Genomic DNA, 17819 nt, shown 5'->3' with positions numbered 1-17819 from the left:
GTAATTTTTGCCATTGGCAAAAATTACTTTTCGACAACGCCCATGATGTCTTCTTCGCGCATGACCAGGACTTCCTCGCCCTCGATCTTCACGGCCTGGCCGGCGTACTTGCCAAACAGCACGCGATCGCCGACCTTCACGTCCACGGGGATGTTCTTGCCGTTGTCGTCTTTCTTGCCGGGGCCGACGGCGATCACCTCGCCCTGGTCGGGCTTCTCGGTGGCGGTGTCGGGGATAACGATGCCGGAAGCGGTCTTACGCTCTTCTTCCAGGCGTTTAACGATCACGCGGTCGTGCAAAGGACGAATCTTCACGATTGCCTCCAAAATAAGCAGTTGAGTTCTTGGGTGGTAAAACGGCGGGGGCCAAGTGTTAGCACTCGGCCCCAACGAGTGCTAATGATAGGGACGGGGTTGGGGTATTTCAAGGCCGGCCGGCGCAGGGTGGGCCGACCGGCTAGATAAGTGAGCGCATGCTCACCGGCAATTCAATGCTTGGCGTGGCCCTCGCCGCCGTTGGCGCCGCGCTTTTCCGCAACCCGCCGCCGCAATTCCATGAAGTTGGCGCGAAAGTAGTTCGCCGCATCCGGCAACAGGCGGGCGGTGAAGGCCGGCATGCGCTCCAGCCACAGGCGAAAGCCGGGGCTACCGGCCATGGCGTTCAGGGCGGCCAGTTCGTCCGGCGTGAAGTTGTTCACCAGGTGCTTGATGTAGATCGCCTCCAGCTCGGGCGACTGAAAGGCCTCGAGCACGATGGCCTTGATCTCGGGGCTGCTCGTGCCCATGCCGCGGGAAAAGGCCTCGATCATCTGCGGCCGGTCGATGTTCATCCAGGCGTTGTAAAACTGGCGGGCCGCCGCCTCGGGGTCGGTGTCGACCGCCCAGGCCGGGGCGGCAAGGGCGAGGGACAGCATAATAATCAGTGTGCGCATGCGGGGTTCCTGCATTGATTAATGGGGAATGAATCAACTTTACACCCCTCTCCCTCAGGGAGAGGGTGGCGAAGCCGGGTGAGGGCGTGGGCGCCGCAAGGCGCCCTGGCGGGCGCTCCCTCACCCTGCCCTCTGATGGACCCCCTACCCTTAGGTATCCCGGTGGGAGAGGGTGAAATACATCCCGTTCGGGTCGGCGATTAAACCAGTTCCCTTTCCAATACCGACCCCAGGCCTCTTAAATTCAAATTCCCTTGCCGTTTGACAGTGGCCGAGAAGGACGGGCACAGGCCAGCCTGCTCAAGGCGCAAGATAGCTTGGCTGCGGGAGCGGCAGCCAAAATCACCAATGCTTGCGCCACCGCGCGTGCAGCTACCGGAAATGTAGGTTGGCCTGCCGTCCTTCTCGATGAACAAAAGCACCCAGACTTCATCTTGAGCCGCGTTCATCGGGGCCTGGTAGGTGCGGCCATATTTGGGGTGTTTGAACTCGCCATCGTAGGGGTGGTGCGCGCAAACCTCCTCCCACTCGAAGCTGGCCAGTTCGGCAAGGTCGATTGCCTTCGCTTGGGCCTGCACGGCGTTGCCAAGCCGGTAACGGAAGAGCGCCTCATGGAATGAGGAGGGAAGCAGCAACACATCCCACGCCACCCAGCCCACGGCAATCACGATGAGTACCGCTATCGCCAACGCGCCCCGTCGAAGTTTTGAGGTGCTCATAGGAAACTCGCTTTGAAGATGGCTAAGGAACCTCTGAAAAAGTCCGATTTCGTCATGCCCGCGCAGGCGGGAACCTAGAAAGATAAATAAACTGGATGCCCGCCTGCGCGGGCATGACGGCTTAATCAGGCCTTCCCTAAGGTAATACGACACAGGACTACCCCTTTTTTAGTACCGGCCCGGCGCGTGATGTAGATCAATGCACCGCCTGCCGCCGCTGCCTAGACTATACCGTCGATTTCCTGATCGATTAGGAAAGCCGCCATGCGCATCGCCCTCGCCGTTGCCCTCGCCCTGGCCGCCAGCGCCGCCCAGGCCCTGGCCCCGCTGCCCGAGCTGCCGCCGCCCCCGGCCGACAACCCCATGAGCGCGGCCAAGGTGGCGCTGGGCCGGCAGCTCTTTTTCGAGCCGCGCCTGTCGCTCGACGGCACCGTCTCCTGCGCCTCCTGCCACGATGTCATCAAGGGCACCGGCGTCGATGGCCGCGCCACCTCGGTCGGCGTCGCCGGCAAAACCGGCAGCCGCAACGCGCCCACCGTCTGGAACGCCGCCTTGCTGAATACCCTGTTCTGGGACGGCCGCGCCGCCAGCCTGGAAGAGCAGTCCAAGGGCCCGCTGATCAACCCGGTGGAAATGGCCATGCCCGACCACAAGGCCGTCGTCGCGCGCCTGAAGCAGATCCCCGGCTACACCCGGCAGTTCGCCGCCGTCTTCGGCGGGGCCGACCCGCTCACCATCGACAACGTCGCCCGCGCCATTGCCGCCTACGAGCGCACCCTGCTCACGCCCGACAGCCCGGTCGACCGATACCTCAAGGGCGACAAGCAAGCCCTCTCGCCCCAGGCCCGGCAGGGCATGCAGTTGTTTCAAAAGCTGCGCTGTGTCGGCTGCCACTCCAGCCCCACCTATGCCGGCTACGTGCGAATCCCCGGCGCCATCTTCTACCCCTGGAACCTGCAGCGCTTCCCCTATTTCAAGGGCAGCCGCTACGACAGCAAGTACGAGCTGACCAAAGACCTCGGGCGGTTTGAAGTGACCAGGCGGGAGAAGGACAAGCACATGTTCCGCATCCCCTCCCTGCGCAATGTCGAGCTGACCGGCCCCTACATGCACAACGGTAAGGTGCCCAACCTGGAAGAGGCCGTGCGGGTGATGGCCAAGACCCAGCTTGACAAGGAGCTGAAGGAGGAAGAGGTGCAGGCCCTGGTCGCCTTCCTCAAGGGGCTGACCGGGCGCCTGCCCAAGCAGGAAAGGCCGGCGCTGCCGGCGGAGCGCCAACCTAGGGCTCACCCCCTTCCCTTCTGCAGGGCTGACTGCCCACCCAGGCGAGCCCTCACAGGACCCAAGCCTGGTCAACCGGGGTGACCGGCGCCGCCGGGGCGTTCAGCGCCAAGAGCCCGGGCCGTGCCTCGGGTACGCGCATCGCCCGGCCACGCCTCCAATTCCACCGACAACTTCCTGCGCCAGTTCGGGTGCTCATCCACGGTGCCGGGCAGGTTGGCCTGCTCGGTCTCGCCCAGCATGTCTTCGGCCTGCACGATGAATAGCTGGGCCGGGCTGCGGGCGAGGCGTTGGTGGATGGCCTGGATGAGCTCGGGCGTGAGCTCGGGCACCTGGGCCGGGTCGGCCGGCACGCCCTCGGGCAACAGGCCGTCGCGTTCCAGGGCCTGCAGCAGACGCCAGCGGTCGGCCTCGCGGCCGGCGATCTGCGATGCGCGCAGGTGTTCGCTGGGGTAGAGCTGCAGTTGTTCGCGCAGGGTGATGTCTCCGCCCTGCCAGAAGCCTTTGAGCGTGGCCAGGTCGTGGGTGCTGGCGGCGACCAGGCTTTGTGCGGGAAAGTGGCCGGGGGCGCGGAAATGCCCGTCCGGTTCGCGCTCGAAGTAGAACAGCTTGTAGGACAGCACGCCGTATTCGTGCAGCTTGTGCCGCACCTCGTCGGGCACGGTACCCAGGTCCTCGCCGATGATGAGGCACTGGTTGCGCAGGCTTTCCAGGGCCAGGATGCCGAGCAGGTCGGCAAACGGGTAGCTGAGGTAGGCGCCCGCGTCGCCCTGCATGCCGGGCGGCACCCAGTACAGGCGCATCAGGCCCATGACGTGGTCCAGGCGCAGGGCACCGGCGTGACGCATGTTGGCGCGCAGGGCGGCGATGAAGGGGGCGTAGCCGGCCTCTCTCAGGCGGTGCGGAATCCAGGGCGGCAGGCCCCAGTCCTGGCCGCGCGGGTTGAAGTCGTCCGGCGGGCAGCCGGTGCGCGCCTCCAGCGCGAACAGCTCATGGTGCGCCCAGGTCTCGGCCCCGCCCTTGTCGACGCCCACCGCCAAATCCTGATACAGGCCGATGCCCAGGCCCAGCCGCTCGGCCTTCGTGCGCAGCTCGGCAAGCTGGTCTTCGGCCAGCCATTGCAGGTATTCGAAGTATTCGATGCGTTCGGCATGCGCGGCGGCGAAGGTCTGCACCTCGCGCGAATTCGGGTCGCGCCAGGCCTCGGGCCAGACCGGCCAGCCCCAGAGGGTGGCGTCGTGCGCATGCAGGTGGGCCTGCAGGGCCTGGTAGAGCGCGAAGCGGCGCAGGTCTTCGCCATGCGTCTGCTGGAAGGCGCGGAAGGCCTTGGCCCGCGCCGTGTGTTGCGCCAGGTGGCTGGTGCGGAAGTGGTGATAGAGCAGGGGCAGGATGCGGCCCTTGGCCTCGGCCACGCCGGCGTAGTCGACCAGCTCGGCCGCGCGCAGGCCTTGCAGTTTGGCCTGGAAGGCGGGCTCGGCCAGCGCCGCCCGGGCCTCGGCGCAGTCGGCGAACTCGGGCACGGCCTCGACGTCGAGGTAAAGGGTGTTGACGAACTGCCGGCTGGACGGGCTGTAGGGGCTGATGTGCAGCGGGTTGTGCGGGTAGAGCGCATGCAGCGGGTTGACCCCGACGCAGGCGGCGCCGTTTTGCGCGGCCCAGGCGAGCAACCGGCCCAGATCGCCGAAGTCGCCCATGCCCCAGTTGCGCCGGCTGCGCACACCGTAGAGCTGCACCGACAGGCCCCAGACCCGGCCACCCTCGCCCAGGCAGGCGGGTTGATGGCAGCGGCGGGGGTGGACGATGAGGGGCAGGCCATGTGCGCCGTCGGGCAGGTCGATCTCCAGCCGGTGATAGCCGGGCGCGCCGAGGGGCGGCAGATAGAGCCGGTATCGGCGCCAGGGCGCGCCATCGAGTTCGCGTGCCTCGCCCTGTTCCAGCGCGGCCGGGGTGAACTGGCCGTGCAGGCGGTGGCCGTCTTCCTGGGTGAGGCGCCAGGTGCACACCCGATCGGCCGCGCGCTCGGGCAGGTGCAGGTCAAGCTCGATCGGAGTGTCGAGCGGCGCCACCCGCACCGGCGGCAGCCGGCGGCGCCAGGTCGCTTCCTGCCAGCCTTGGCTGGCCGCCGCGCATTCGGCCTCGCTCGCGCAGGCGATGCCCATGGCCTCGAGCAGGGCGCGCCGCGTGGCGTCCGAGGTTTCGTGGCGGTGGCCCCAGATGTCGTAGTAATCGGGCAGGATGCCGACGAGTTCGCAAAGTTGGTGCAAGGCGGCGCTCATGCGCGCGGTCTCCCTGTGGGTGATGCCCGATCTTGGCGCGGGCAGATGACAATGCCGTGGCGATCGGGGCCGGCTGTTATCCTATCGCCATTCCGTTCAGTGTGAAGCAGATCGTGAGCAACCGCGACTGGATCGAGCGCAGCCGCGCCGCCTTGTGGCATCCCTGCACCCAGATGAAGCAAATGGAGGCGACCCCGCCCCTGCCCATCGCGCGCGGCGAAGGGCCCTGGCTGATCGACTATGAAGGCCGGCGCTATCTCGACGCGATCTCCTCCTGGTGGGTGAACCTGTTCGGCCATTGCCACCCGCGCATCAACGCCGCCCTGCGTGACCAGCTCGAGCGCATCGAGCACGTCATCCTGGCCGGCGGCACCCACGCGCCGGTGGTGGAGCTGTCCGAGCGCCTGGCCAGGCTCACCGGCCTCTCCCATGCCTTCTACGGTTCGGACGGCGCCTCGGCCACCGAGATCGCGCTGAAAATGAGCTTCCACTATTGGCGCAACAGCGGCCGGCCGCAGAAGACCGGCTTCGTCAGTCTGCAAAACGGCTATCACGGCGAGACCCTGGGCGCGCTGTCGGTGACCGACGTGGCGATCTTCAAGGACACTTACGCCCCGCTCCTGCGCCAGACCCACCAGGCCATGAGTCCGGACTGGCGCCTGGCCGAGCCGGGCGAGACGGCCGAGGCCTATGCCCTGCGCGCCGCAGCCGACTTGGAGCGCTACCTGGCCGAACACGCCGAAACCACGGCGGCGCTGATCGTCGAGCCCCTGGTCCAGGGCGCCGCCGGCATGGCCATGTACCACCCGGTCTACCTGCAACAGGCGCGCGCCCTGTGCGACCGCTATCAGGTGCATCTGATCGCCGACGAGATCGCGGTGGGCTTCGGCCGCACCGGCACCCTATTCGCCTGCGAGCAGGCGCCCTCACCCGGCCCTGCGGGCCACCCTCTCGCGGTGGGAGAGGGGAACATCGCAGCGACGCGGGTGGCGGACATCGCCGACATCGTCTGCTTGTCCAAGGGCATCACCGGCGGCTATCTGCCGCTGTCGGCGGTGCTCTGCCGCGACGCGATCTACGCCGCCTTCTATCACGACGACAGCGCGCGCGGCTTTCTCCACTCGCATTCCTACACCGGCAACCCCCTGGCCTGCCGGGCGGCGCTGGCGGTGCTGGACCTCATCGAGGGCGGCAAGGTGATCGAGGCCAACCGCGACAAGGCCGCCCGCTTCACCGCCCTCCTGGCCGAGGTGGCCGCCCACCCGCGGGTGGCGCACTTCCGCCAGGCCGGCATGATCTGGGCCTTCGACGTGAAGGGTGCCGGCCCCGGCTTCGCCCGCGCCTGGCATGCCCAGGCGCTTGAGCTGGGGGTGTTCATGCGGCCGATCGGCCATTCAGCCTATTTCATGCCGCCCTACGTCATCGGCGAGGGCGAGATGCAGCTGATGGCACGGGTGGCGGCAAAGCTGTTGGATACCGTCCAGGCGGGGCCGGCCCTGGCGTGAATTGCCTAGCCGAAATAGTCCAAATGCACGATAGGCGGCCTATTTTCAGCGGCCCGCGCTTTGGCTAAGATGCGACTGCAACCTGAGTCAGGTGCATCCATTTCCTAGGAGAACATGATGAAAGCGATCCTTACCGCCGCCGCCCTGGCCCTGAGCCTGGCCGCCGGTTCCGCTGGCGCCAGCCAGGCCCTGGCCCAGAAGTATGCCTGCATGAGCTGCCACCAGGTCGACAAGAAGGTGGTCGGCCCCGCCTTCGGCGACGTGTCCAAGAAGTACAAGGGCAACGCCAAGGCCGAGGCCACCATCGAAGGCGTGATCAAGAACGGCAGCAAGGGCGCCTGGGGCCCGGTGCCGATGCCGCCCAACCCGCAGGTCCCCGCGGCCGATGCGGCTGCGATCGCCAAGTGGATCCTGTCGCTGTAAGTTCGGCGCGATCCCGAAAAAGGCCGGCTTGTCCGGCCTTTTTTGTTGCCGGCGCGGGGCGGCCGCCTGTCTCGGCCCACGGGGCTTTATGGTATAAATCGAGCCGTTGAAACCTAGACAGACAGGCCCCCGAGCATGCGCTATCCCATCGTTTCCGCTTTGCTGGTCACCCTGATCGCCGTCGCCGGCTGCAGCCCGAAACCCGAGGTCGGCAGCGAGGTGATCAAGATCGGCTCGGTCGCTCCCCTGACCGGGCCGCAGGCCCACCTGGGCAAGGACAACGAGAACGGCGCCCGACTGGCGGTGGAGGAGATCAACGCCAAGGGCCTCAGCCTGGGCGGCAAGCCGGTCAAGCTGGAACTGATCGGCGAGGACGACCAGGCCGATCCCAAGACCGGCACCGTGGTGGCCCAGAAGCTGGTCGACATGGGCGTGGCCGGCGTCATCGGTCACCTCAATTCCGGCACTACCATCCCCGCCTCCAAGATCTACGCCGATGCCGGCATCCCGCAGATCTCGCCCTCGGCCACGGCCATCGCCTACACCGCCCAGGGTTACAAGACCGCCTTCCGGGTGATGACCAACGACGAGCAGCAGGGCAAGGTGCTCGGCCAGTTCGCGGTGCACTCGATGGGCGCGAAGCGGATCGCCATCATCGACGACCGCACCGCCTACGGCCAGGGCCTGGCCGACGAGTTCGAGAAGGCGGCCAAGGCCGCCGGCGCCAGCGTGGTCGCCCGCGAATTCACCAGCGATCGCGCGACCGATTTCACCGCCATCCTCACCTCGATCAAGAGCAAGAACCCGGATGTCGTGTTCTTCGGCGGCATGGACCCGCAGGGCGGCCCCATGGCCCAGCAGATGAAGCGCCTGGGCCTGAGCGCCAAGTTCCTCGGCGGCGACGGCATCCAGAACGGCAACTTCATCAAGCTGGCCGGCGCCGAGGCCGAGGGCACCGTGGCCTCGCTGCCCGGCCTGCCGCTCGACGCCATGCCCGGTGGCGCCGGCTTCAAGCAGCGGTTCGAGGCCAAGTTCGGCCCGATCCAGGTCTACGCCCCCTATGCCTACGATGCGGTCTATGTGCTGATCGAGGCCATGAAGCGGGCCGACTCGGCCGAGCCGGCCAAGGTGGTGGCCGAACTGCCCAAGACCGATTTCGAGGGCGTGACCGGCCGCATCCGGTTCGATGCCAAGGGCGACACCACCGGCGGCGCCGTCACCCTGTACCAGGTGAAGAACGGCGCCTGGGTGGTGCTGGAAACGGTCAAGTAAGTCATCGGTCGGCAGTTTGCAGTCGGCAGCGGTGAAGCCTTGACTGCCGACTGACTCGCGCCGGCTGCCCACTCCCGATGGATATCTTCGTTCAGCAACTGATCAACGGCCTGGTCCTCGGCAGCATCTATGCCCTGGTCGCCCTGGGCTACACCATGGTCTACGGCATCCTGGAGCTGATCAACTTCGCCCACGGCGAGGTGACCATGTTCGGCGCCATGGTGGCGCTGGCGGTGATCGGCGCGGTGATGGGCGTGGCGCCCGAGCTGCCCGGCATCCTGATCGTGCTGGCCGGTGTGCTGGTGGCGATCCCGGTCTGCATGCTGCTCGGCTTTTCCATCGAGCGCCTGGCCTATCGGCCGCTGCGCAACGCCCCGCGCCTGGCGCCGCTGATCACCGCGATCGGCCTGTCCATCGTGCTGCAGAACGTCGCCATGCTGATCTGGGGCCGGCAGTACATCGCCTTCCCGCCGCTGCTGCCGAAAGGGCAGTACGAGGTGCTCGGCGCCCACATCAGCAACCTGCAGATCTTCATCGTGGCGCTTTCGCTGCTGGTCATGCTCGGCCTCTGGTTCATGGTCAAGCGCACCCGCCTGGGCCGCGCCATGCGCGCCACCGCGCAGTCGCGCGAGGTGGCCCAGTTGATGGGGGTGAACGTCAACACCGTGATCGCCGCCACCTTCGTCATCGGCTCGGCCCTGGCGGCGGTGGCCGGGGTGATGGTCAGCGCCTATTACGGCCTGGCCCACTACTACATGGGTTTTTTGCTCGGCCTGAAGGCCTTTTCGGCCGCGGTGCTGGGTGGCATCGGCAACATTGCCGGCGCCATGCTGGGCGGCCTTTTGCTCGGCGTGATCGAGGCCCTGGGCGCCGGCTATATCGGCGATCTGACCGGCGGCTTCCTCGGCAGCCATTACCAGGACGTGTTCGCCTTCTTCGTGCTGATCCTGGTTCTGGTGTTCCGGCCCTCGGGCCTGCTCGGCGAGCGGGTGGCCACGCGTGCATAAAACCGATCTCGCGCAGCGAAACCGCGGCCCCCTCGCCCCGCCGGGGAGAGGGCAGGGGTGAGGGGCGCGATCATGCCCGTCGTCAAATTCCTTCGCCAGCGCCCGCAGCTCACGCTGCTGCTGCTCGCCATCCTGCTCGCGGTGCTGCCCTTCCTGGTCGGCGCCAGCCTGGGCAAGAGCTGGATTCGCGTGCTCGACTTCGCCCTGCTCTATGTCCTGCTCGCGCTCGGCCTGAACATCGTGGTCGGCTATGCCGGTCTGCTCGACCTGGGCTACATCGCCTTCTACGCCCTGGGCGCCTATCTCTATGCCTGGCTGGCCAGCCCGCACTTCGGCCTGCATCTGCCGTTCTGGGCCATTCTGCCCTTGGGCGCGCTGCTCGCCGGCCTCTTTGGCGTGCTGCTCGGGGCGCCGACTTTGAGGCTGCGCGGCGATTACCTGGCCATCGTCACCCTGGGCTTCGGCGAGATCATCCGCATCTTCATGAACAACCTGAACGCGCCGGTGAACATCACCAACGGGCCGCAGGGCATGAACCTGATCGACCCCATCGCCTTCGGCGATTTCGCCTTCAAGGGCACCCACCACGTCTTCGGTATCGCCTTCAGTTCGGCCCACCTCTATTACTACCTGTTCCTCGCCTGCGTCCTGCTCGCCATGCTCATCGCCCTGCGCCTGCAGGATTCGCGCATCGGCCGGGCCTGGGCGGCGATCCGCGAGGACGAGGTGGCCGCCGCGGCCATGGGCATCAACACCCGCAACGTGAAGCTGCTGGCCTTCGCCATGGGCGCGGTATTCGGCGGCCTGGCCGGCGGCCTGTTCGCCGCCTTCCAGGGCTTCATCAGCCCGGAGAGCTTCGGCCTGATGGAGTCGATCATGGTGCTGTGCATGATCGTGCTCGGCGGCATGGGCAACATCCCCGGCGTCATCCTCGGCGCCGTGCTGCTCACGGTGCTGCCCGAGGCCCTGCGCTACATCGGCGACGCCCAGCGCGCCCTGCTCGGCCATGTCGCGGTCGACCCGGCCGACCTGCGCATGCTGCTGTTCGGCTGCGCCCTGATCCTGATGATGCTGTTCAGGCCCGAGGGCCTGCTGCCCTCGCGCCGGCGCCAGCGCGAGCTGCACCCGGAGGAAGGCCCGGGCGAACACGCGAGCCTGTATGACAGCCGGGGTTGAGGCGATGGAACTGCTCGAGGTCGAACGGGTGGGCAAGCGCTTCGGCGGCCTGGCCGCGCTGGACGAGGTCTCGCTCAGCGTGCGCCAGGGCGAGATCTACGGCCTGATCGGCCCCAACGGCGCCGGCAAGACCACGCTGTTCAACTGCATGACCGGCCTGTACAGCGTCAGCTGCGGCGAAATACGGTTCAATGGCAACGCCATCCACAATCGCAAGCCGCACGAGATCGTGCGCCTGGGTTTTGCCCGCACCTTCCAGAACATCCGCCTGTTTCCCAACATGACCGCGCTGGAGAACGTCATGGTCGGGCGCCACGTGCGCAGCCGTGCCACGGTGCTCGGTGCGATGCTGCGCGGGCGCCGGACGCGGGCGGAGGAGGCGGCGATCCGCGAGCGGGCGCAAGCGCTGTTGCACTTCGTCGGTCTCGGGCGCAAGGGGCGCGCCCTGGCCAGCCATCTGGCCTACGGCGAGCAGCGCCGGCTGGAGATCGCCCGGGCCCTGGCGACCGAGCCCAGGCTGCTGGCACTGGACGAGCCGGTGGCCGGCATGAACCCGACCGAGCGCCGGCAGATGGCCGACTTCTTCCGCAAGCTGCGCGACACCGGGCTCAGCCTGCTCCTGATCGAGCACGACGTGAAGCTGGTCATGGGCCTGTGCGACCGGGTGGCCGTGCTCGACTACGGCAGGAAGATCGCCGAGGGCACGCCCGAGGCGGTGCAGCGCGACCCGGCGGTGATCGCGGCCTATCTCGGCACGGGGGCGGCATGAGCCTGCTCGAAGTCAAAGACCTCAAGATCCACTACGGCGGCATCCAGGCCGTGCGCGGCATCGAGCTTAAGGTCGAGGAGGGCGAACTGGTCTGCCTGATCGGCGCCAACGGGGCCGGCAAGAGCAGCACGCTCAAGGGCATCGTCGGCCTGGAGCCGCATGGCGGCGAGGTGCGTTATGCCGGCGCGAGCCTCAAGGGCCGGCCGACCCACCGCATCGCCGCCGCCGGTGTCGCCCTGGTGCCCGAGGGGCGCGGCATCTTCCCCCGCCTGACCGTGGCCGAGAATCTGGCCATGGGCGCCTTCACCCGGCGCGACCAGGCGGCGGTGCGGGCCGACCTCGACCATGTCTACGGCCTGTTCCCCCGCCTTTTGGAACGCCGGCAGCAGACCGCCGGCCTGCTCTCCGGCGGCGAGCAGCAGATGCTGGCCATCGGCCGCGCCCTGATGAGCCGGCCGCGCCTGTTGCTTTTGGATGAGCCGAGCATGGGCCTGGCCCCGCTCATGGTGCAGAAGATCTACGAAACGATCCAGATGGTGGCGCGCGAAGGCGTGACCATCCTCCTGGTCGAGCAGAACGCCCACCTCGCGCTCAAGCTGAGCAGCCGCGGCTATGTCATGGAGAGCGGGGCGATCACCCTGTCAGGCCCCAGCGCCGAGCTGGCCGCCAACCCGCAGGTGCGGGCGGCCTATCTGGGCGAATAAAACCGATAAGCGCGTTTTTCGGTGATGGCCAGGTTCAGCGGTACATCCCAGGGGTCGTAAGGCACCGCCGGCACGTGCTGGCAGTCGAAGGCGACGCCGACCAGGCGCGGCCGGCGCCAGCGGCGACGGCGATGCAGGAAGGCCAGGCTGGCGTCATAAAAGCCGCCGCCCATGCCGATGCGATAGCCCTGATCGTCGAAACCCAAGAGCGGCACGAAGACCAGATCCAGTTGGGCGATGCGCAGCCGCTTGTCGCTGCGGTCGTGGTATTCCGGGATGCCGAAGCGGTTGAGGCTCCAGTGCTGGGGTTTTTCGCCCAGGCGGGTGAACCACAGTTTCTTCAGCGCGCGCAAGGGCAGCTGCGGCAGGTAGCAGTCGACGCCCAGGGCGCGGGCGCGCTCGAGCAGGGGCAGGATGTCGAGCTCGCCCTGGTTCGGGATGTAGAAGCCGATGCGGCGGCCCTGGCGCAGCAGACGCAGATGCAGGGCGCGGCGGACGATGCGCCGGGCGGCAAGCTGGCGCTCCGCCCGGCCGACGGCATTGCGCGCGCGGCGCAGCTGGCCGCGCAGGGTCTTCTTGTCGGGAATGGCGCTGGTGTTCATGGTGAGGAAGACGCCCCGCGCACGCCGTCCAGTGCGCAATCTCGAACCCAGGGGTTCGAGGTTGGCCGCAGCGCACCCGCCTCAGGCACATGGGACGAAGCCACGCGCACACCAGCGGATCTCGAGCCGCAGCCGGCGCATACGCATCGGTTCAGAGATACGCGCACCTCGCGAACGCAGCAGGGCGTCAGAACAGATTATCTTGCTCGGCCAGGGCGTTGTCGAGCAGGCCGTTGAGCCGGTCGATCCGCTCCTGGGCGGCGTCGGGGTCGAGGTCGCCGCCCTTGCCGCTGAGATAGTCGTGGGCGATGTTGAGCGCGGCCATGATGGCGATGCGCTCGATGCCGATGACCTTGCCGCTCTCGCGGATCTCGCGCATCTTCTTGTCGAGGAAATTGACCGACTGCATCAGCCCGGCCTTCTCGTCCTCCGGGCAGGAGATGCGAAACTCCCGGCCCATGATGGTGACGTCGAGGCTGACGTTCTTGGAATTGGCCATCGCTATTCTTCGGGCAATTGGTTGAACAGGCTTTCAACCCGGGCGCGCGCCTCGGCCAGGCGCTCGGTCAATTGCTTGTTGGCGTTTTCCATGGCCAGCACCTGCTGGCGCAGGCGCAGATTTTCCTCGCGCGCGGCCTGGTAGCGGGCGATCAGTTGCGACAGCTTGGTTTCGAGAGAATCGAATTGTTCGAGCATCGAGGCGATATTTTCCGGCTCTTTTGCGGCAAGATGGCGCCGAAACGGGTTGGCCACACTATAATCGGCGTTAATTTTCGCCGTCAATGGCTTGTTTTGGCGGATTTTTTCTCTTTACCCAAGCGTTGTAATTTGGACAGCAAAAACCTCTATCTCCGGCTGCTCGCCTATGTCCGCCCGCATTGGCGGATGTTCGCCCTGTCCATCGCGACCATGGTCATTATGGCGGCCACCGAACCGGTGCTGCCGGCGCTGATGAAGCCCATGCTCGACGGCAGCTTCGTCAGTCGCGACCTCGACGCCATCCGCTGGATCCCGCTCGCGCTGATCGCGCTGTTCCTGGTGCGCGGCGTGGTGATGTTCATCTCCAATTACGCCATGGCCGATGTCGGCACTCGGCTGGTGATGGATCTGCGCCGGGACATGTTCGACCGCTTGGTGATGCAGCCGACCCGCTATTTCGACGACGCCACCACCGGGCATCTGGTGTCCACCCTGGCCTTCAACGTCACCCAGGTGACCCAGTCGGCCACCGTGGCCCTGACCTCGGTGGTGCGCGACAGCCTGACCATCCTCGGTCTGGTCGGCTGGATGTTCTACATCAACTGGCGCCTGGCCCTGATCACCCTGGTGCTGGTACCTGCAGCAGGCTGGGTGTTCAGCGTCATCAGCCGCCGGCTGCGCAAGACCAGCCGGCTGATGCAGCAGAATCTGGGCGACATCACCCATGTGCTGGAAGAGAGCATTGCCGGCCACAAGGTGATCAAGGTGTTCGACGGCCAGGACTATGAGCGCGGCCGCTTTTTCGAGGCGATCAACCAGGCACGCAAGTTCGCCATGAAATCGGCGGTGGCGGCTTATGCCCACAGCCCCATCCTGCAGATGATGGCCGCCTTCGCCCTGGCGGCCATCGTCTACGCCGCCACTATGCAGGCGGCGGCCGACCAGACCACGGTCGGTGGTTTCGTCTCTTTCATCACCGCCATGCTGCTGATCGCCGCGCCGATGAAACGGCTGTCCAGCGTCAACGAGGCGATCCAGCGCGGCCTGGCGGCGGCCGAGGACGTCTTCCGCCTGCTCGACCAGGCCGGCGAACCCGACACCGGCCGGCAGGAGATCGGCCGGGCCAGGGGCGAACTGCGCTTCGAGGATATCGCCCTCACCTACGACAGCAAGTCGAGCCCGGCGCTGGACGGCATCGACCTCGTCGTCGAACCCGGCGAGACCGTGGCCCTGGTCGGCCCCTCGGGTAGCGGCAAGACTACCCTGGTCAACCTGATTCCCCGCTTCTACTGCCCGAGCCGCGGTCGCATCCTGCTTGACGGCGTCGACCTGCGCGAGATCAAGCTGGCCAGCCTGCGCGCCAACATCGCCCTGGTCTCGCAGGAGGTCATCCTGTTCAACGACAGCGTGGCGGCCAACATCGCCTACGGCCGGCAGGACAAGGCGAGCATGGCCGACATCCGGCGTGCGGCCGAGGCGGCCCATGCCTTGGGCTTCATCGAGGAGCTGCCGCAGGGCTTCGCCACCCTGGTCGGCGAGCGCGGGGTGAAGCTGTCCGGCGGCCAGCGCCAGCGCATCGCCATCGCCCGCGCCCTGCTCAAGGATGCGCCCATCCTGATCCTGGACGAGGCGACCTCGGCGCTCGACACGGAGTCCGAGCGCCACGTCCAGGCCGCCCTGGAGAACCTGATGCAGGGCCGCACCACCCTGGTCATCGCCCATCGCCTGTCGACCGTGGAGCGGGCCGACCGCATCGTGGTGCTCGACCGCGGCCGCATCGCCGAGCAGGGCAGCCATGCCGAACTCATCGCCCGGGGCGGCATCTACAGCCGGCTTTATGCCCTGCAATTCCAGGATGACGCGGCTGCCGACTGAGCGCGGCTATCGCGGCCGCTTCGCCCCCTCGCCGACCGGCCCCCTGCATTTCGGCTCTCTCGTCGCCGCGCTCGGCAGCTATCTCGATGCCCGCAGCCACGAAGGTGAATGGCTGCTGCGCATGGAGGACGTCGACACCCCGCGCGTGATGGCCGGCGCGGCCGATGCCATCCTGCGGGCGCTGGAGGCCTATGGTTTCGAGTGGGACGGCGAGGTGATGTATCAAAGCCGGCGCGGCGAGGCCTATCAGGCGGCGCTGGAGCGGTTGCAGGCGCAGGGCCTGGTCTATGCCTGCCGCTGCAGCCGCAAGCAGCTCGCCGAGACGGCCAAGCGCGGCATCGACGGCCTGGTCTACAGCGGCGCCTGCCGCGACCGGCCGCCCTTCTCCGAGCCGGCCGCGCTGCGCCTGATCGCGCCGGCCCGGCGCATCGCCTTCAATGATGCCTGGCAAGGCCGGGTGGCCTGCAACCTGCAGGCGGAGTCGGGCGACTTCGTGCTCAAGCGGGCCGACGGGGTATATGCCTATCAACTGGCGGTGGTGGTGGACGACGCCGAGCAGGCCATCACCGACATCGTGCGCGGCGCCGATCTGTTGACCTCGACCCCGCGCCAGATCGCCCTGCAGGAATACCTCGGCCTGTCGACGCCGCGCTACCTGCACCTGCCGGTGGTGCTCGACGCCGCCGGCGACAAGCTGTCGAAGCAGACCCTGGCCGCACCGATCGACGCGCGGCGGCCGCTGCCCGCCTTGCTGGCGGCCCTGGGTTTCCTCGGCATCGGTGAGGTGAGGCCGGTCGGCAACCTTGACGAGTTCTGGGCCCAGGCCCGCGAGCTTTGGCCCGGTGCCGGCCTGCCCTTGCGCGGTCGCCGGCCGTTCCATCAAACAGCTTTGGAGATTGCGTGATCGCCCAGCTGCTGGCCATCGGCCTGCTCATCGCCCTGCTGCCCCTGAGCTATGCCTGGGTCAGCGGCGACTCCGACAAATACCGCAAGCTGGTCTGGATCACCACCTTCCTGGTGTTCGACCTCATCCTGTTCGGCAGCTTCACCCGGCTGACTGATTCCGGCCTGGGTTGCCCGGACTGGCCCGGCTGCTATGGCACCTCCAACCCGATTCATGCCGGGGCGGACATCGCGGCGGCCGAGGCGGCCATGCCCCACGGCCCGGTGACCGAGATGAAGGCCTGGATCGAGATGCTCCACCGCTATTTCGCCATGGCGGTGGGCGCCCTGATCCTGACCCTGACCCTGTTGGCCTGGACCCGGCGCCGCACATTGGGCCATTCACCGTGGGCGGCCACCGGCTTGCTGGCCCTGGTCTGCGTGCAGGGTGCCTTCGGTGCCTGGACGGTGACCCTGAAGCTGATGCCGCTGATGGTGACCCTCCATCTCCTGCTCGGCATGGCCCTGCTGGCCGCGCTCGCCTGGCTGGCGGCCGAGCGCACGGCTGCGCCCGGCCGGAACGACCTGGCCGCCCTGCGCCGCCTGCAATCGGCCTTGCTGTTAGGTTTTGGCTTGCTGGTGGCCCAGATCGCCCTGGGTGGCTGGGTGAGCACCAACTATGCCGTACTGGCTTGCCAGGGCTTCCCTCAGTGCAACGGCAGCTGGCTGCCGGAGATGAATTTCGCCGACGGCCTCAGCCTATGGCGCGAACTCGGCCACACGGCCGGCGGCGAGCTGCTCGACCGGCAATCCCTGGTCGCCATCCATTGGTTGCATCGCGCCTTCGCCGTCGTGGTCCTGGCCTATCTGGCCTGGCTGGCGCTCAAGCTGGGCCGCCTGCCTTCGCTGCGCAAGTTCTCCCGTGCCCTCTGGGCCCTGCTCGTCCTGCAGTTTTCCACCGGGCTGTCCAATATCGTGCTCGGCTGGCCCCTGATTGCCGCGCTTGCCCACAACGGCGGCGCCGCCCTGCTGGTGCTCACCCTGGTCTGGCTGCTCTATCGCAGCCGGCGCGAGCAGGGCAGCTGGCCCATGGCGGCCTAGTGGGCGTTGTAGTTGTAATGAGAAGGGTGACTACGCTGGGCCTTGGCCCGCTTGGGCGCGGGTTTGGGCGCTGGCTGTGGCGGCGGGGCCAGGCTGCCGGCAATGGATTCCGCCTGTCCCAGTACGGCATCGAGCGATTCCTGCAGCCGCTCCGTCTCCTGCCGGACTTGATGCAGATGTGTGCAGATGTCGTGCGCTTCCGCGTATCCGTCGCCATGCGCCAGGTTTTGCAGGCGCTGGCAGGCGCTTTGACTCAGGCGGATGGCGGTAAGTAGCTCAACAGCGGCTTCCAGGGTTTCACTGATTTCTTGACGGCTCGCGTTCATGGCGGTGACTCCCACTTGTTGTATGACGCCGTACCACTACCATAGCCAATCCGCCCCGCCCCGCAAGGGCGAACTCGACCATTAATGGCAAACCGTTGTAATCCTTGACATAAAAAGCCCTGGCCAAGGATAATCGCGGGCTCTTTTGGCGGCTGTCTGGCCGAAAGACCGTGTTTTCCGGCGTGGTGATGTAGCTCAGCCGGTTAGAGCGACGGATTCATAATCCGTAGGTCGGCGGTTCAAGTCCGCCCATCACCACCATACCCCTATT

Annotated in this window: 19 protein-coding genes, 1 tRNA gene and 1 other RNA gene; 12 read left to right on the top strand and 9 right to left on the bottom strand. The window is 67.0% G+C overall.

Annotation, left to right across the window (positions count from 1 at the left end; all coding sequences use genetic code 11):
* Positions 1–23: 23 nt before the first annotated feature.
* The 3 genes from groES to EL388_RS12885 form a co-directional block, all read right to left on the bottom strand.
* Positions 24–314: a co-chaperone GroES gene (gene groES / locus EL388_RS12895; RefSeq protein WP_126463790.1), complete on the bottom strand. Its 291-nt coding sequence runs from the start codon at positions 312–314 to the stop codon at positions 24–26.
* 173 nt (positions 315–487) lie between these two features.
* Positions 488–931, bottom strand: coding sequence for a DUF2059 domain-containing protein (locus tag EL388_RS12890; protein ID WP_126463789.1), 444 nt, complete (start codon positions 929–931; stop codon positions 488–490).
* A gap of 200 nt (positions 932–1131) precedes the next feature.
* Positions 1132–1650, bottom strand: coding sequence for a hypothetical protein (locus tag EL388_RS12885; RefSeq protein ID WP_126463788.1), 519 nt, complete (start codon positions 1648–1650; stop codon positions 1132–1134).
* Between the two features lie 264 nt (positions 1651–1914).
* On the opposite strand from EL388_RS12885, the gene EL388_RS12880 reads away from it, so the two are divergent.
* On the top strand, positions 1915–3015 hold the full coding sequence (locus EL388_RS12880) for a cytochrome-c peroxidase (protein WP_126463787.1): 1101 nt from the start codon (positions 1915–1917) through the stop codon (positions 3013–3015).
* Here EL388_RS12880 and malQ read toward each other — a convergent pair.
* Entirely contained in the window at positions 3003–5207 is a 2205-nt protein-coding gene (gene malQ, locus EL388_RS12875; protein WP_126463786.1) for a 4-alpha-glucanotransferase, read from the bottom strand. The two genes, EL388_RS12880 and malQ, sit on opposite strands and share 13 nt — an antisense overlap.
* Positions 5208–5320: 113 nt before the next feature.
* Between malQ and EL388_RS12870 the strand changes: the two genes are divergently transcribed.
* The 7 genes from EL388_RS12870 (at position 5321) to EL388_RS12840 (ending at position 12063) form a co-directional block, all read left to right on the top strand.
* Positions 5321–6712 (top strand): aminotransferase class III-fold pyridoxal phosphate-dependent enzyme, encoded by a 1392-nt coding sequence (locus EL388_RS12870; RefSeq protein ID WP_126463785.1) that lies wholly within the window; start codon positions 5321–5323, stop codon positions 6710–6712.
* Positions 6713–6829: 117 nt separating this feature from the next.
* Positions 6830–7135, top strand: coding sequence for a c-type cytochrome (locus EL388_RS12865; RefSeq protein WP_172599406.1), 306 nt, complete (start codon positions 6830–6832; stop codon positions 7133–7135).
* Positions 7136–7270: 135 nt separating this feature from the next.
* On the top strand, positions 7271–8407 hold the full coding sequence (locus tag EL388_RS12860; RefSeq protein ID WP_126463783.1) for a branched-chain amino acid ABC transporter substrate-binding protein: 1137 nt from the start codon (positions 7271–7273) through the stop codon (positions 8405–8407).
* Between the two features lie 77 nt (positions 8408–8484).
* On the top strand, positions 8485–9414 hold the full coding sequence (locus tag EL388_RS12855; RefSeq protein ID WP_126463782.1) for a branched-chain amino acid ABC transporter permease: 930 nt from the start codon (positions 8485–8487) through the stop codon (positions 9412–9414).
* Between the two features lie 72 nt (positions 9415–9486).
* Positions 9487–10590, top strand: a complete 1104-nt coding sequence (locus EL388_RS12850; protein ID WP_126463781.1) for an ABC transporter permease subunit — start codon at positions 9487–9489, stop codon at positions 10588–10590.
* Positions 10574–11359, top strand: a complete 786-nt coding sequence (locus EL388_RS12845; RefSeq protein WP_232019133.1) for an ABC transporter ATP-binding protein — start codon at positions 10574–10576, stop codon at positions 11357–11359. Before EL388_RS12850 ends, EL388_RS12845 begins: the two co-directional genes overlap by 17 nt.
* A gap of 2 nt (positions 11360–11361) precedes the next feature.
* Entirely contained in the window at positions 11362–12063 is a 702-nt protein-coding gene (locus EL388_RS12840) for an ABC transporter ATP-binding protein (RefSeq protein ID WP_207899558.1), read from the top strand.
* On the opposite strand, the gene EL388_RS12835 is transcribed toward EL388_RS12840, so the two are convergent.
* The 4 genes from EL388_RS12835 to EL388_RS12820 all read right to left on the bottom strand — a co-directional run bounded on the left by EL388_RS12835 (position 12048) and on the right by EL388_RS12820 (position 13361).
* Positions 12048–12665, bottom strand: coding sequence for a 5-formyltetrahydrofolate cyclo-ligase (locus tag EL388_RS12835; RefSeq protein WP_126463779.1), 618 nt, complete (start codon positions 12663–12665; stop codon positions 12048–12050). The genes EL388_RS12840 and EL388_RS12835 overlap by 16 nt on opposite strands.
* Before the next feature lie 8 nt (positions 12666–12673).
* Positions 12674–12854, bottom strand: a non-coding RNA gene (gene ssrS, locus EL388_RS12830) — 6S RNA.
* Positions 12853–13164: a cell division protein ZapA gene (locus tag EL388_RS12825; RefSeq protein WP_126463778.1), complete on the bottom strand. Its 312-nt coding sequence runs from the start codon at positions 13162–13164 to the stop codon at positions 12853–12855. The genes ssrS and EL388_RS12825 overlap by 2 nt, the downstream gene beginning before the upstream one ends.
* 2 nt (positions 13165–13166) lie before the next feature.
* Positions 13167–13361 carry a hypothetical protein gene (locus EL388_RS12820; protein WP_126463777.1) on the bottom strand — a complete coding sequence of 65 codons (195 nt, stop codon included), beginning with the start codon at positions 13359–13361 and terminating at the stop codon, positions 13167–13169.
* A gap of 189 nt (positions 13362–13550) precedes the next feature.
* Here EL388_RS12820 and msbA point away from each other — a divergent pair, with 189 nt between their 5' ends.
* The 3 genes from msbA to EL388_RS12805 are packed head-to-tail and all read left to right on the top strand — an operon-like array spanning position 13551 to position 17222.
* Positions 13551–15239: a lipid A export permease/ATP-binding protein MsbA gene (gene msbA / locus EL388_RS12815; protein ID WP_232019245.1), complete on the top strand. Its 1689-nt coding sequence runs from the start codon at positions 13551–13553 to the stop codon at positions 15237–15239.
* Positions 15220–16143 carry a tRNA glutamyl-Q(34) synthetase GluQRS gene (gene gluQRS, locus EL388_RS12810; RefSeq protein ID WP_126463775.1) on the top strand — a complete coding sequence of 308 codons (924 nt, stop codon included), beginning with the start codon at positions 15220–15222 and terminating at the stop codon, positions 16141–16143. Before msbA ends, gluQRS begins: the two co-directional genes overlap by 20 nt.
* Positions 16140–17222, top strand: coding sequence for a COX15/CtaA family protein (locus EL388_RS12805; RefSeq protein ID WP_126463774.1), 1083 nt, complete (start codon positions 16140–16142; stop codon positions 17220–17222). Before gluQRS ends, EL388_RS12805 begins: the two co-directional genes overlap by 4 nt.
* Here the strand turns inward: EL388_RS12805 and EL388_RS12800 are convergent.
* Positions 17219–17548, bottom strand: coding sequence for a hypothetical protein (locus tag EL388_RS12800; RefSeq protein ID WP_126463773.1), 330 nt, complete (start codon positions 17546–17548; stop codon positions 17219–17221). The genes EL388_RS12805 and EL388_RS12800 overlap by 4 nt on opposite strands.
* A gap of 184 nt (positions 17549–17732) precedes the next feature.
* Here EL388_RS12800 and EL388_RS12795 point away from each other — a divergent pair.
* A tRNA-Met gene (locus EL388_RS12795) sits at positions 17733–17809 on the top strand.
* Positions 17810–17819 lie beyond the last annotated feature (10 nt).

The organism is Sulfuritortus calidifontis, from assembly GCF_003967275.1.
GTDB lineage: Bacteria > Pseudomonadota > Gammaproteobacteria > Burkholderiales > Thiobacillaceae > Sulfuritortus > Sulfuritortus calidifontis.
This window is presented reverse-complemented; position numbering and strand designations above follow the sequence as displayed.